This is a genomic window from Paenibacillus sp. FSL R5-0475 (assembly GCF_038004585.1).
In the GTDB taxonomy this organism is placed as follows: Bacteria; Bacillota; Bacilli; order Paenibacillales; family Paenibacillaceae; genus Paenibacillus_AQ.
In genome coordinates this window covers 4,850,725-4,863,728 of sequence record NZ_JBBORK010000001.1, presented here as the reverse complement: position 1 = coordinate 4,863,728, position 13,004 = coordinate 4,850,725, and the positions used below count along the sequence as shown (strand labels likewise).

Sequence of the window (13,004 nt, the reverse complement as noted above, 5' to 3'; positions counted from 1 at the left end):
GCACAGGGATTATGAAAGAATATAACCAATTAGAGAATATGAATGATCTGCTCAGACTGGCGGCACCGGGGACACCCTTTCGGGAAGGTCTTGAGAATGTGCTGCGAGCTAAGACGGGAGCACTAATCGTCGTTGGGTATAGTCCTGAGGTGATGGAGGTAGTGGATGGAGGATTCTCCATTAACTGCGATTTTTCACCCAATTATTTATATGAGCTCGCCAAAATGGACGGTGCCATTATTCTTAGTGAGGATTTGAAACGAATTTTGTATGCAAATACACAGCTAATTCCGGATTCGTCCATCTCTTCAATCGAGACAGGCATTCGTCACCGGACCGCCGAGCGCGTAGCGAAGCAAACAGGTAAACTGGTTGTTTCTATTTCACAGCGCCGCAATATCATTACCCTGTATCAAGGTTCCATTCGGTATGCGTTAAAAGAAATCGGAGCTATTTTGGCTAAAGCTAATCAAGCGATTCAGACCCTCGAAAAGTACAAAGCGGTTCTTACACAAGGACTGACGAATTTGTCTGCTTCGGAGTATGAGGGAATCGTCACCGTAGCTGAAGTGGTCGGAGTGATTCAGCGGGTAGAGATGGTTCTACGCATAAAAATGGAGATCAAACGATATATAAATGAACTAGGCAATGAAGGACGCTTAATCAGCATGCAGATGGAAGAACTGGTTGGAAATACAGAGGAAGAAGCATGGCTCCTATACAGAGACTATGCTAAGGAAGAGCAAGAAGATAAAATTCGTGAAATTATTGCCGGTCTCAAACGTATTAGTGATGATGACCTAATGGATGACAACCATATTGCTCGATTGCTGGGCTACTCTTCTACGGCAATTTCTTCCGAAGAGGTGGTTACTCCGCGTGGATATCGTCTGCTCAACAAGATTCCGCGGCTTCCAAATGTGATCATTCATAATCTGGTGGAGCGGTTTGAAATGCTGCCTAATTTGATGTCTGCAAGCATAGCTGAACTGGATGAAGTGGACGGAATTGGGGAGGTGCGGGCTCGTAATATTCAGGATGGGCTCAAACGTTTACAGAAGCAAGTTCTTATTGACAGGCAAATGTAAATAACATACAATCACGTAATATTGGAGCTGTTTAAGGCCAATGTGAGAAAATTGAGGTGAAGAAATGATACAAAAATCAATTCCGAGTCTTTTTACCATAGGTAACTTGATGCTCGGAATGTTTGGTATCATGATGGCGTTTGACGGTAAAGTTAGCATGGCCGCTATCATGGTTATTATTGCTATGCTGTTAGACGGATTGGATGGCCGAGTTGCTCGTGCACTTAAATGTGAGAGTGAATTTGGTAAGGAACTGGACTCTTTGTCTGATGTCGTTTCTTTTGGAGTAGCACCGGCTGTTATTATGTACGTCTCAAGCCTGCATGATTTAAATTCTGCATTAGCCTGGACAGTAACTGCAATTTTCCCGGTGTTTGGTGCATTGCGCCTAGCTCGCTTTAATGTTCATCCAGGAGTTCCTGGTTATTTCATCGGATTGCCAATTCCTGCTGCTGGTGGTGTGCTTGCCACATTAGCTCTTTTTAATAAAGATGTTTCTGCTCCATTTATGATCGTGGCTACATTGCTCTTATCATATTTGATGGTCAGCACTGTTAAATATCCTAATTTTAAGAAGGTTGGATTACCTAAAAAAGTGGTTGTCGGAGCGCCAGTAGTCATTGTTGTTGCCGTGGCTGTTGCTGTTGTGTTCCCTGAACAAATTGCTAAGCTAATCTTCGTCTTACTTGGGATTTACGCGTTATATGGTTTTAAACAAAACATCGATCGATTGACAGCCAGACGCCGTCACCGTCGTAGAAGACGTTCTGAAGATAAAGTGTATCACTCGAAGAACGGTTAAAGCAGTCTTGTAGTAAGGTTGAACTAATATAATTATAGCTAGAGGCTTTGTCGTCCTTAGGGGATGGCAAAGCCTTTTTGCAATTCCAGCGCTACCCCAAGTTTATCGTCTTGAAAATTGGAACATACTGGTGAGGTATAGATCATTCAAGGATGAATAAAAAGGAGGTGCGTTAGGTTATGTGGAAAAAAGTGATATTGTCTTTTGCTTTAATATGTGGTGCTTGGTCTGGTTTTTCGCTATACCATGCGCTTGAAAGAGGATTCCCCAAGGGGATGGAAAAGCTGAGTGAAAGTTTACCTGTAGAAGGAAGCATTTTATTTACGGTGCTGGGTGCCATTATTTTTTTGTTTGCGGGGTCTTTATGCGCGGAATGGGGAGGTTCAAAACTGCGGGAGGCGGTTCTGTACTGTTCGCGTATACCAATGAATGAATTGGCTGCAGGTGCAGCTGGGCTTACAGGGGGACTTTTGCTATCTCTTCTGTTATATCCTGCTATGATTTGGCTTGGAAAAGCTGGGCAGTTGCTGCAGGTACCCGTTACGTTAGCTTTTGGATATATGGGGCTGCGGATCGGTCTGGAGAAAAAAGAGGAACTAGCTGCACTTTGGACAACTGGACGCTGGGGGCAAGCGGCTGAACCGGAAGGTCGTGGCCTGGAGGAGCATAAAATCCTCGATACAAGCGTTATTATTGATGGTCGGATCGCCGACATTTGCAAAACTGGATTTATTGAGGGAACGATTGTCATACCGGAATTCGTACTTGAGGAGCTCCAGCATATCGCAGATTCTTCCGATCTACTGAAACGTAATCGCGGACGGCGGGGACTTGATATTCTCAATAAAATCCAAAAAGAGCTCGATGTGAAGGTATTAATCTACGAGGGAGATTTTGAAGAAATCTCTGAGGTGGATAGTAAGCTGGTGAAGTTAGCGAAGGTACTGCGAGGTAAAGTAGTTACCAATGACTTTAACTTGAATAAGGTTTGCGAATTACAAGGAGTCTCAGTCCTGAATATTAATGATCTTGCGAATGCCGTGAAGCCCGTAGTGTTGCCTGGTGAGGAAATCGTAGTTCAGGTCATTAAGGATGGCAAAGAGCATGGACAAGGCGTAGCCTATTTAGACGATGGAACAATGATCGTTGTGGAAGGCGGACGGGAATATATCGGAACTACGATGGAGGTTCTCGTCACGAGTGTGCTTCAAACTTCAGCTGGACGGATGATATTTGCGAAGCCAAAGCTCTTGGAAAAAGCACAATAAGCGTAGATAAAGTGCATGGCAAATGTCCTATGGGTTGGAAATGCCCGCCAAACACGTTATGATGGGAATATACGTGAAAGACAGGAGCCTGAGTAATGTCAAACGGTGTGGGCGTCGTCATTGTGGCGGCAGGCAGAGGAACGCGAATGGGAACTGTAGAGAGCAAGCAATATCTGTTACTGCAGGGGAAACCAATCATCGTTCATACGCTGGAAGTATTTCAGCAGCACGAATTGATTTCTGAAATCGTGCTCGTAACCGGTAAGGAAGATATTGAGCGCTGCCGGGAATGGATACAGCTCTATAAGCTGGACAAGGTTAAGGCTATAGTACCTGGTGGATCTGAGCGTCAGCATTCCGTACATAAAGGATTGTTGAAACTTACGACACAGTGGGTAATGGTACATGATGGTGTTCGTCCGTTTGTGCAGCCGAATGAAATTGAGGCATGTTACGAGCGAGCGAAGCAGATCGGTGCTTCAGTTCTTGCTGTACCAGTCAAAGATACGATCAAACAGGTAGATAACGAAGGCAAAGTACTGTCTACGCCGGATCGGCGAAGTCTGTGGGCGATTCAAACCCCGCAGACTTTTCGTCTTTCTGAATTGCTGGATGCCTATGCGGCCGCGGAGCGGGATGGATTTCTAGGTACTGATGATTCCAGCTTGGCAGAGCGTGCTGGTATTCCGGTTTCTGTGGTAGAGGGAAGCTACAGAAATATTAAGATTACGACGCCAGATGATTTGGATTTTGCAGAATTCACAGAAAGAAACAGGGGAGAGGGACAATCATGATCGCTGTAGGACAAGGGTTTGATGTACATCAACTGGTTGAGGGAAGGCCTTGTATTATTGGAGGCGTTACGATTCCTTATGAAAAAGGATTAGTAGGACATTCCGATGCCGATGTGCTGCTGCACGCAGTAAGTGACGCGATTCTAGGCGCACTAGGACTTGGTGATATTGGCAGACATTTTCCGGACACAGATCCAGCGTTTAAGGACGCGGATAGCTTGAAATTATTAGAACAAGTGTGGGCACTTGCTAGCGAGCGAGGTTATAAGCTTGGAAATATCGATTCAACGATTATTGCCCAAAAACCAAAGATGGCGCCATACATTCCACAAATGACGGAGATTATCGCTCGTGCGCTTCACGCGGACCCGTCCAAGGTGAACGTTAAAGCTACGACTACTGAAAAGCTTGGTTTTGCCGGTCGTGGTGAAGGAATTGCCGCACAATCTATTGTCTGTCTACTCCAAGATGTGATATCATCTTGAGATGGTCTAAGTAGCAAATCTAAGTTTTAACCATATGAAGCGGAGGGAATATAATGACGGATCAAGTCCGGGTGCGTTACGCACCGAGCCCTACGGGACATTTACATATAGGTAACGCCAGAACGGCGCTGTTTAACTATCTGTTCGCCCGTAATAAAGGCGGTAAATTCATTATCAGAATTGAAGATACAGACGTGAAGCGCAATGTCGCAGGCGGCGAAGAGAGCCAGCTTAAGTATTTGAAATGGCTAGGCATGGATTGGGATGAGAGTGTTGATGTTGGCGGAGAGTACGGACCTTACCGCCAGACTGAACGTCTTGACCTATATCGTGTATATTGGCAGGATTTGCTGGATAAAGGTTTGGCTTACCGCTGTTACTGCACAGAGGAAGAACTGGAAGCAGAACGTGAAGAACAGACTGCACGTGGAGAAACCCCTCGTTATTCCGGCAAACACCGTGATTTGACGGAAGAACAACGCCTTGCCTTTGAAGCTGAGGGACGAGTAGCTAGCATTCGCTTCCGTGTACCAGAAGATCGTACGTACACGTTCGATGATATCGTAAAAGGTACTATTTCTTTTGATACGAAAGAAATGGGTGATTTTGTTATCGTGAAGAAGGACGGAATTCCGACCTATAACTTTGCGGTAGCTGTTGATGATTATTTGATGGCTATCACCCATGTACTACGTGGGGAAGATCATATTTCCAACACACCACGTCAGCTAATGATCTATGAGGCTCTTGGTTGGAAACCCCCAATATTTGGTCATATGACACTGATTGTCGGTGACAACCATAAGAAGCTTAGCAAGCGGGATCAATCTGTAATTACATTTATTGAGCAATATGATGAATTGGGTTACTTGCCTGAGGCTTTGGTTAACTTCATTTCTCTACTGGGCTGGTCGCCAGAGGGAGAAGAGGAGATCTTCAGTAAAGAAGAACTTATTTCTATTTTTGATGCGGACCGTTTGTCCAAAAGTCCGGCTGTATTCGATAAGCACAAGCTGGCGCATCTAAATAATCACTATATTAAGCATGCTGATCCTAAACGGATCTCGGCATTAGCGATTCCACATCTGCAAAAAGCGGGGAAAATACCGGCTGAGCTGAATGATGAGCAGCAGGCATGGGCAGAAAGCCTTGTAGCACTGTATCAAGAGCAGATGAACTCTGCCTCCGATATCGTAGAGCTATCTGAACTATTCTTCCGCAGCCATCTGGAGTTAGAAACAGAAGCGGCGCAGGTTCTGGCGGAAAGCCAAGTGCCTGAAGTCTTGTCTGCTTTCCTAGCTAAGGTTGAAGCTTGTCAGGATTTCAGTGCTAGTAATATGGCTGTACTGATCAAGGAAGTGCAGAAAGAAACAGGGCACAAAGGCAAAGCGCTCTTTATGCCGATACGTGTGGCTTTGACCGGACAAACGCACGGACGTGATCTTAATATAACGATTGCTTTGCTCGGCCAAAACCGTGTCATCGAACGTTTGAAATCACAAATTAAAGGAGCTTAAGGTAGTATTACTTATCATTAAGCCTCTTGTCAGTCCCTTATCTTTTACGCTAAGATAGAAACATATGATAATAGCTGTGATCAGGAGAAGTACGTCCATAAAGGCAATTGCCAGAGAGAATAACCGAGAAAGGAATACCCTTTCGGGCTGGGAGTTATTCATTTGTCCGGGGCAGAACATGCGCCTGTGAGCTGCACGGTTGAACGATCCTAAAGGCTCGTTAGATCGCGCCGGGTACATCGCCGTTAATGATGCCAAGTGGAACGAAGGAACTCTGCCGATGGTAACAACAGCAGTCTGTTTGATTCGTTCAAGCAGAGTGGAACCGCGGTTAAACGTCTCTGCAGCTTTATGCTGCAGGGGCTTTTTTTGTTTCAGGGTATCTTTTCTAATATAACAAACCAAGCAAACACCCACAGCATATGTATGATAAGAATGATGGATTGGAGACAATACCTTCCTTGTGTACCTGTAAACAGGAGATGGGGGAGTCAAGAAGAGAGGAACCGTGATGTTTAAGCATATTAAGTCGGACATTCGGGCGGTATTTGATAACGATCCCGCTGCCCGCAGCTGGTTCGAGGTTGTCTTCACATATGCAGGGTTGCACGCCATTTGGGGTCACCGGATTGCCCATTCTTTTTTCAAACGCCGCTGGTATACAATGGCCCGTATGGTCTCACAGTTTAGTAGATTTATGACCGGTGTTGAAATCCATCCCGGAGCTGTCATCGGAAATAGGCTGTTTATCGACCATGGTATGGGGATTGTTATTGGGGAAACCTGTGAAATCGGTGATGATGTTATTATCTATCAAGGTGTTACACTTGGGGGGACAGGGAAAGAAAAAGGTAAGCGCCATCCCACAGTTGGCAACAATGTAGTTATTGGTTCTGGTGCGAAGGTATTAGGATCGTTTCGTATCGGCGACAATTCAAATATAGGTTCGAATGCGGTTGTGCTGCGTGAAGTTCCAAATAACAGTACAGTAGTAGGAAATCCGGGCCGTGTAGTAAAACGTAACGGTGAACGTGTATCCGATCGCTTGGATCATACCAAGATGCCAGACCCGCTTGTAGATTCACTTCGCTTTCTGCAAAAAGAGATCGAAGAGATCAGAGAGAAGCTTGGCGAAGAAGATAAGCAAAAGACCGCGCAGCGGCTAGTCGAAACTCAGCAGTACATTGGTGATTACGAAATTTAAGCATATCCGGTACTTAAGGAATCGGGACAACAGAAAGGGTTGGAATAGGATGGCTTTACAAATTTACAACACAATGACACGCAGCAAGGAGCAGTTTGTGCCCCAAGAGTCGGGCAAAGTGAAAATGTATGTATGTGGTCCAACCGTTTATGGATATATGCATATCGGAAATGCTAGACCTATTATTGTCTTTGATATGGTCCGGAATTATTTGGAGCAACTCGGCAATGAGGTACGGTATGTTACGAACTTCACAGATGTAGATGATAAACTGATACGCAAAGCAGAAGAAATGAACACTTCAGTAGCAGAGGTTGCTGAGATTTTTATTAATGCTTATCGTGAGGATCTTGAAGGGCTTGGAGTAAAACCGGCAACATTGAATCCGCGGGTAACAGAAAGCATGGAGCTGATCATTGAATTCATTAAAGAGCTCGAGGAAAAAGGGTATGCCTACGAGAGTGGTGGCGATGTATACTACCGTACTTCCAAATTTGAAGACTATGGTAAGCTGTCCCGTCAGAATCTAGATGAATTACAGTTTGGTATTCGCGTGGAGGTAGACTCACGGAAAGAGAAACCTGAGGACTTTGTGCTGTGGAAAGCAGCAAAACCAGGTGAAGTGTACTGGCAGAGCCCGTGGGGAAATGGACGCCCAGGCTGGCATATTGAATGCTCGGCCATGGCAAGAGAGTTCTTGGGGGATACGATGGACATCCACGGGGGTGGACAAGATTTGCAGTTCCCGCATCATGAATGCGAATGCGCTCAGACAGAAGCTCTGACGGGTAAGCCACTCTCTAATTATTGGATGCATAATGGATTTATCAACATCGGTGATGAAAAAATGTCGAAATCATTGGGTAACGGATGGCTTGTGAAAGATATCCGTGGGCAATTTAAAGCTGGAACTATTCGTTATTTCATGCTATCGACCCATTATCGTAATCCGTTGAACTTCTCGGTGGATTCAATGACTTCAGCTGAAAAGAGCGTAGAACGTATCTCACTTGCAGAAAGTAACGTTAAGCATCGTCTTGAACTTGCTGCTGAAGGTGCTCAGGGTGAGGTCAGCTTAGAAATTAATGATAAGTTATCTGCTATTGTGGCCAATTTTCATGCTAGAATGCAGGATGACTTTAATACCCCTGATGCGATTACGGCTATGTTTGATTGGGTGAGTCTTGCAAACCATACCCTTGCGAATAGTGAAGCAGCCCCTGCTGATTTTGCTGCGCTCTTGCAAGCTTTTGGGGAAATGAATGCTGTGCTGCGTTTGACACCTGAGCATGAGGAAGAAGAGATCGCGAGTGAAGAAGTTGAACGATTGATCGCGGAGCGGGTTGAAGCGCGTAAAAATAAGAATTGGAGCCGGTCCGATGAGATTCGTGATGAATTAGGTCGCTTGGGCATATTGCTTGAGGATACTCCGCAAGGAATGCGGTGGCGGCGGAAATGAGTGAGGAACGCAAGTTTCAGAACGGGTGGTTTCCTTACGAGCCTTCCAAACCTGCGCGACTCCTCTCGCCAATTGTGCTTGCCTATGTAGGAGATGCCATTTACGAAGTGTCAGTTCGCCAGTATTTAGTATCTCTTCCGAATTTGCGCCCAAACCATTTGCATCGCTCTGCTACAGGACTTGTATCCGCTAAGGCGCAGAGTGCAATTCTTGGATTTTTGGAGCCAAGTCTCACAGAAGAGGAAAAAGATGTCGCCCGTCAGGGGAGAAATGCTAAATCGGGAAGCATTCCTAAGAATGCAGATGTGCTTGAATACCGTCATGCTACTGCTTTTGAGTGTCTGATAGGTTACTTGTACTACACAGGTCAACAGGAGAGAATACAAGAAATTGTGAACAGTGGAATACAATTTATGTTGAAACAGCCGTGATAAGGCTTTTGCGAAATAGAGAATAGGAGAAGTGAACATGGAAGAAGATTTGAAGACAGAAGAGGAAATATTGGCCGGGAAGCATTCAGTGCTTGAGGCGCTTCGTGCGGGTCGTACATTAAATAAAATATGGATTGCAGAAACGGCTCAGAAGCATCTGACCGCACCAATCGTCGCTGAAGCACGTAAAGCGGGGATTGTCATTCAGCATGTGGACAAGCGTAAGCTGGATCAACTTGCTCCTGGAGTTCAACATCAGGGGGTAGTTGCTCAAGCCGCGCCTTTTGCCTATGTCGAGGTAGATGATCTGCTGGCTGCAGCTGAAGCCAAAGGAGAGCCTGCATTCTTGATTTTGCTGGATGAGATTGAAGATCCTCATAACCTAGGGTCCATTCTGCGGACAGCAGATTGTACTGGAGTGCATGGAGTAATCGTACCTAAACGTCGTTCGGCTCAGATTACTGCTACCGTCTCCAAAACATCGGCGGGTGCCGTGGAATATGTTCCGGTTGCGCGGGTGACTAACCTAGGTCAGACCATTGATCGTCTGAAAGAGCAGGGAGTCTGGGTAGTAGGTACGGATGTGAATACAGATCAGAATCTGTTTGGATCCAATATTTTCACAGGACCGGTAGCTGTTGTAATCGGTAATGAGAATAAAGGGATGGGACGCCTGATTCGTGAAAAATGTGATGTATTACTTAAGCTGCCGATGGCCGGAAAGATCAATTCATTAAATGCCTCTGTCGCCGCAGGAGTCATTATGTATGAAGTGGTACGCCTTCGGCAACAGCAGGGATAACTATGGCCGACTGGCGCGATGTGCTGCTTGTGGACGGGTACAATATGATCGGTGGCTGGCCGGAACTAGCGGCACTGTCCCAGATTGGTATGCAGGAAGCACGCGACCGCTTGATGGATTTGCTGGCTGATTACCAGGCTTACTCAGGACGACGAGTTATTGCTGTGTTTGATGCATACCGCGTTCCAGGATTGGGTCGGTCATTTGTCCAGGGCAAAGTCCAGGTGTTTTTCACCAAGGAAAAAGAAACCGCAGATGAATGCATCGAGCGATTGGTTGGGGAATTTAGCAACCGACGTCGGCAGATCTATGTTGCAACGAGTGACTTTGTGGAGCAACATATCATTTTCGCCCAAGGTGCACTGCGGATTTCTGCAAGAGAATTGCACCTAGAAATTGAAGAGAACCAGAAACAAGTGAAAAAAGCTATCGAACCGGGAAGTATCAGTTCTACACGTCATTCTTTGGAAGACAAACTGCCTCCTGATGTGCGGAGTAAACTGGAAAATTGGCGTAGGCAGTGACAAGAGGAAAGATTTAGGTAATATTTTTATTCCATTTTATGCTATTCCAGATTGTTTTTGGACAAATCCGGTTGACGGTGTAAGGTAACATAATATATACTGATCCTATATTTCGCGAAGTAACGATGTGTCTTGCGTTGCAGCCGGGGGGATTCTTGGTGAGTGTCGACCTCAAGGAAATAATGCTATCCGAGTATGATTTCATAAGTGATGAAGATATTGTCGAGGCTTTCCGTGGTGGCGACAGTGGCGCATTGGAACACTTAATTAATAAATACCGTAATTTTGTACGTGCTAAAGCCCGCTCATATTTCTTGATCGGGGCAGATCGTGAAGATATTGTTCAAGAAGGAATGATTGGTCTCTATAAGGCTATTCGTGACTTTAAAGGTGACAAGCTCTCTTCATTCAAGGCTTTTGCTGAGCTCTGCATAACACGTCAGATTATAACTGCTATTAAGACGGCCACGCGTCAGAAGCATATTCCGCTCAATTCTTATGTTTCTTTGGATAAGCCCATTTATGATGAAGATTCCGACCGGACGCTTATGGATGTCATTTGTGGAACTCAGGTACTAGATCCAGAAGAGCTAATTATCAATCAAGAAGAATTCATTGGACTTGAAGATAAGATGGCGGAGATTTTAAGTGACCTAGAGCGTAAGGTTCTGATGTTGTATTTAGACGGACGATCTTATCAGGAAATTGCTGAAGATCTGAAGCGGCATGTGAAATCTATTGACAACGCTTTACAACGAGTAAAGCGGAAATTAGAAAGATATCTAGAAGTGCGTGACAATTAATGATATAATGAACACAAGAGGGCTCGTACATCGAGTTCTTTTTTTTAGTCTCATGAAATTGCTTAGATAGAATTAGGAGTTAACACCATAAATTTCTATTTGAGTCGATTTTAGTTGTTGCCGTTGAGGGTAGGTTTATACACAGTCGGAATGCCCCATAATGATAAGGAAGACAGCGAAGTGTGAGGAAGAGATAGACCCAAGGACAGGGTACGGCCATATGACTATAACACCCGAAATTACCCAGTGCAGAACGGAATTCTTTCGTTGACACAGACCTTGACATTATGCTAAAGTGTTTTAGGTAGGCCTAAATTCGCGGCTTTTTTTAGGATCAATATTTACGTCTTCTAATTGTATTGTTAGAAGGACGTCTCGGGAGGTGCACATCATGCGGGTAATTATCACTTTGGCTTGTACAAGTTGCAAACAAAGAAACTATGCGACTACCAAAAACAAGCGAAATCACCCCGACCGCATGGAGATGAAGAAATTTTGCAAGTATTGTAACTCGCAAACTCCTCATCGCGAAACCAGATAGTCTGTGGAGGTGTAGTCGGCATGAAACGTAGTTTCAAGTCTATGTTTTCCTTTTTCACTGAGAGCTGGAGTGAACTCAAAAAAGTTCGCTGGCCAAGTCGTAAAGAATTGACCAACTATACATTGATCGTTCTCGGTACAATTGTAGTTGTCGCTATTTACTTCTGGGTTCTGGACATCGGTATTTCCGCTGTGATTGAAGCGATTATTTAGAGAGGTCCCAGGTGGCTTGATATGGAAAAAAGATGGTATGTCGTTCATACCTATTCTGGGTATGAGAATAAGGTCAAAGCCAATTTGGAAAAGCGCGTTGAGTCCATGGGCATGGAAGACAAAATATTCCGCGTTCTTGTTCCTATGGAAGAAGAAATCGTAAACAAAGACGGTAAGAAAAAAACCGTTATGCGTAAAGTTTACCCGGGTTATGTTTTGGTGGAAATGGTTCAGACTGATGATTCCTGGTATGTTGTCCGCAATACTCCGGGCGTTACTGGATTTGTTGGTTCGACAGGCTCAGGGTCTAAACCAACAGCTTTGCTTCCGGAAGAGGTAGAACAAATTCTGAAGCATATGGGCATGGTTGAACCTAAAGCGAAGATTGATTTCGAAATCAAGGAATCCGTACGTATTATGGTTGGTCCGTTTGCGAATTTTGTGGGATCCGTGGAAGAAATTTTGGCTGACAAGAGCAAGATCAAAGTGCATGTGAACATGTTTGGACGGGAAACCCCGCTAGAGTTGGATTTCACTCAAGTGGAGAAAATATAACATAAGCTAAGGGTTTCTTGTGGGAGAGCGCCAATGGCGTTCGAAGACCACTATTTTTGCAAGGAGGTGTCACTCATGGCTAAAAAAGTTATTAAAATGGTGAAACTGCAGATTCCTGCAGGGAAAGCGAATCCAGCGCCTCCAGTAGGTCCGGCGTTAGGTCAAGCAGGTGTCAACATCATGGCATTCTGTAAGGAATTTAATGCTCGTACTGCCGACCAGGCTGGCTTGATCATTCCGGTTGAAATTACAGTATTTGAAGACCGTTCCTTTACGTTCATCACTAAAACTCCTCCGGCTGCTGTTCTGCTTCGCATCGCTGCTAAAGTAGAAAAAGGATCCGGCGAACCAAACAAGAAAAAAGTAGCAAAAATCGGCCGCGCTGCGGTTCGTGAAATTGCTGAAACAAAAATGCCAGACCTTAACGCTGCATCTGTAGAAGCTGCAATGCGTATGGTTGAAGGTACTGCTCGCAGTATGGGTATCACAATCGAAGACTAGTAGTTTTCGAAGAATCGG

16 protein-coding genes are annotated in these 13,004 nt (G+C 45.0%); all 16 read left to right on the top strand.

What is annotated here, in order from left to right; all coding sequences use genetic code 11:
* Positions 1-11: 11 nt before the first annotated feature.
* The 16 genes from disA to rplK all read left to right on the top strand — a co-directional run bounded on the left by disA (position 12) and on the right by rplK (position 12,986).
* Positions 12-1,088, top strand: coding sequence for a DNA integrity scanning diadenylate cyclase DisA (gene disA / locus MKX41_RS21935; RefSeq protein ID WP_042131246.1), 1,077 nt, complete (start codon positions 12-14; stop codon positions 1,086-1,088).
* Between the two features lie 64 nt (positions 1,089-1,152).
* Positions 1,153-1,890 (top strand): CDP-diacylglycerol--serine O-phosphatidyltransferase, encoded by a 738-nt coding sequence (gene pssA, locus MKX41_RS21930; RefSeq protein WP_042192208.1) that lies wholly within the window; start codon positions 1,153-1,155, stop codon positions 1,888-1,890.
* Positions 1,891-2,069: 179 nt separating this feature from the next.
* Entirely contained in the window at positions 2,070-3,158 is a 1,089-nt protein-coding gene (locus MKX41_RS21925) for a PIN/TRAM domain-containing protein (protein ID WP_042131244.1), read from the top strand.
* 95 nt (positions 3,159-3,253) lie between these two features.
* Positions 3,254-3,952: a 2-C-methyl-D-erythritol 4-phosphate cytidylyltransferase gene (gene ispD / locus MKX41_RS21920; RefSeq protein ID WP_076286858.1), complete on the top strand. Its 699-nt coding sequence runs from the start codon at positions 3,254-3,256 to the stop codon at positions 3,950-3,952.
* Complete coding sequence (gene ispF / locus MKX41_RS21915; RefSeq protein ID WP_340973057.1) at positions 3,949-4,437, top strand: 2-C-methyl-D-erythritol 2,4-cyclodiphosphate synthase; 489 nt, start codon at positions 3,949-3,951, stop codon at positions 4,435-4,437. The genes ispD and ispF overlap by 4 nt, the downstream gene beginning before the upstream one ends.
* 53 nt (positions 4,438-4,490) lie before the next feature.
* On the top strand, positions 4,491-5,954 hold the full coding sequence (gene gltX, locus MKX41_RS21910) for a glutamate--tRNA ligase (RefSeq protein ID WP_339267428.1): 1,464 nt from the start codon (positions 4,491-4,493) through the stop codon (positions 5,952-5,954).
* 511 nt (positions 5,955-6,465) lie between these two features.
* A complete protein-coding gene (cysE, locus tag MKX41_RS21905; RefSeq protein WP_042192199.1) occupies positions 6,466-7,158 on the top strand; it encodes a serine O-acetyltransferase in 693 nt (230 codons plus the stop codon).
* Positions 7,159-7,207: 49 nt separating this feature from the next.
* Complete coding sequence (gene cysS / locus MKX41_RS21900; protein WP_076286855.1) at positions 7,208-8,617, top strand: cysteine--tRNA ligase; 1,410 nt, start codon at positions 7,208-7,210, stop codon at positions 8,615-8,617.
* Positions 8,614-9,048 (top strand): Mini-ribonuclease 3, encoded by a 435-nt coding sequence (locus MKX41_RS21895; RefSeq protein WP_042192194.1) that lies wholly within the window; start codon positions 8,614-8,616, stop codon positions 9,046-9,048. The genes cysS and MKX41_RS21895 overlap by 4 nt, the downstream gene beginning before the upstream one ends.
* A gap of 37 nt (positions 9,049-9,085) precedes the next feature.
* Positions 9,086-9,850: a 23S rRNA (guanosine(2251)-2'-O)-methyltransferase RlmB gene (rlmB, locus tag MKX41_RS21890; RefSeq protein WP_340973054.1), complete on the top strand. Its 765-nt coding sequence runs from the start codon at positions 9,086-9,088 to the stop codon at positions 9,848-9,850.
* Positions 9,851-9,852: 2 nt separating this feature from the next.
* Positions 9,853-10,374, top strand: a complete 522-nt coding sequence (locus MKX41_RS21885) for an NYN domain-containing protein (protein WP_076286854.1) — start codon at positions 9,853-9,855, stop codon at positions 10,372-10,374.
* Between the two features lie 158 nt (positions 10,375-10,532).
* Positions 10,533-11,177 (top strand): RNA polymerase sporulation sigma factor SigH, encoded by a 645-nt coding sequence (gene sigH / locus MKX41_RS21880; protein ID WP_036680496.1) that lies wholly within the window; start codon positions 10,533-10,535, stop codon positions 11,175-11,177.
* 391 nt (positions 11,178-11,568) lie between these two features.
* Positions 11,569-11,718, top strand: coding sequence for a 50S ribosomal protein L33 (rpmG, locus tag MKX41_RS21875; protein ID WP_076099620.1), 150 nt, complete (start codon positions 11,569-11,571; stop codon positions 11,716-11,718).
* Between the two features lie 20 nt (positions 11,719-11,738).
* A complete protein-coding gene (gene secE, locus MKX41_RS21870) occupies positions 11,739-11,930 on the top strand; it encodes a preprotein translocase subunit SecE (RefSeq protein ID WP_036680497.1) in 192 nt (63 codons plus the stop codon).
* 21 nt (positions 11,931-11,951) lie between these two features.
* Positions 11,952-12,485: a transcription termination/antitermination protein NusG gene (gene nusG, locus MKX41_RS21865; protein ID WP_036680499.1), complete on the top strand. Its 534-nt coding sequence runs from the start codon at positions 11,952-11,954 to the stop codon at positions 12,483-12,485.
* Between the two features lie 75 nt (positions 12,486-12,560).
* Entirely contained in the window at positions 12,561-12,986 is a 426-nt protein-coding gene (gene rplK, locus MKX41_RS21860) for a 50S ribosomal protein L11 (RefSeq protein ID WP_042131235.1), read from the top strand.
* Positions 12,987-13,004: the final 18 nt, after the last annotated feature.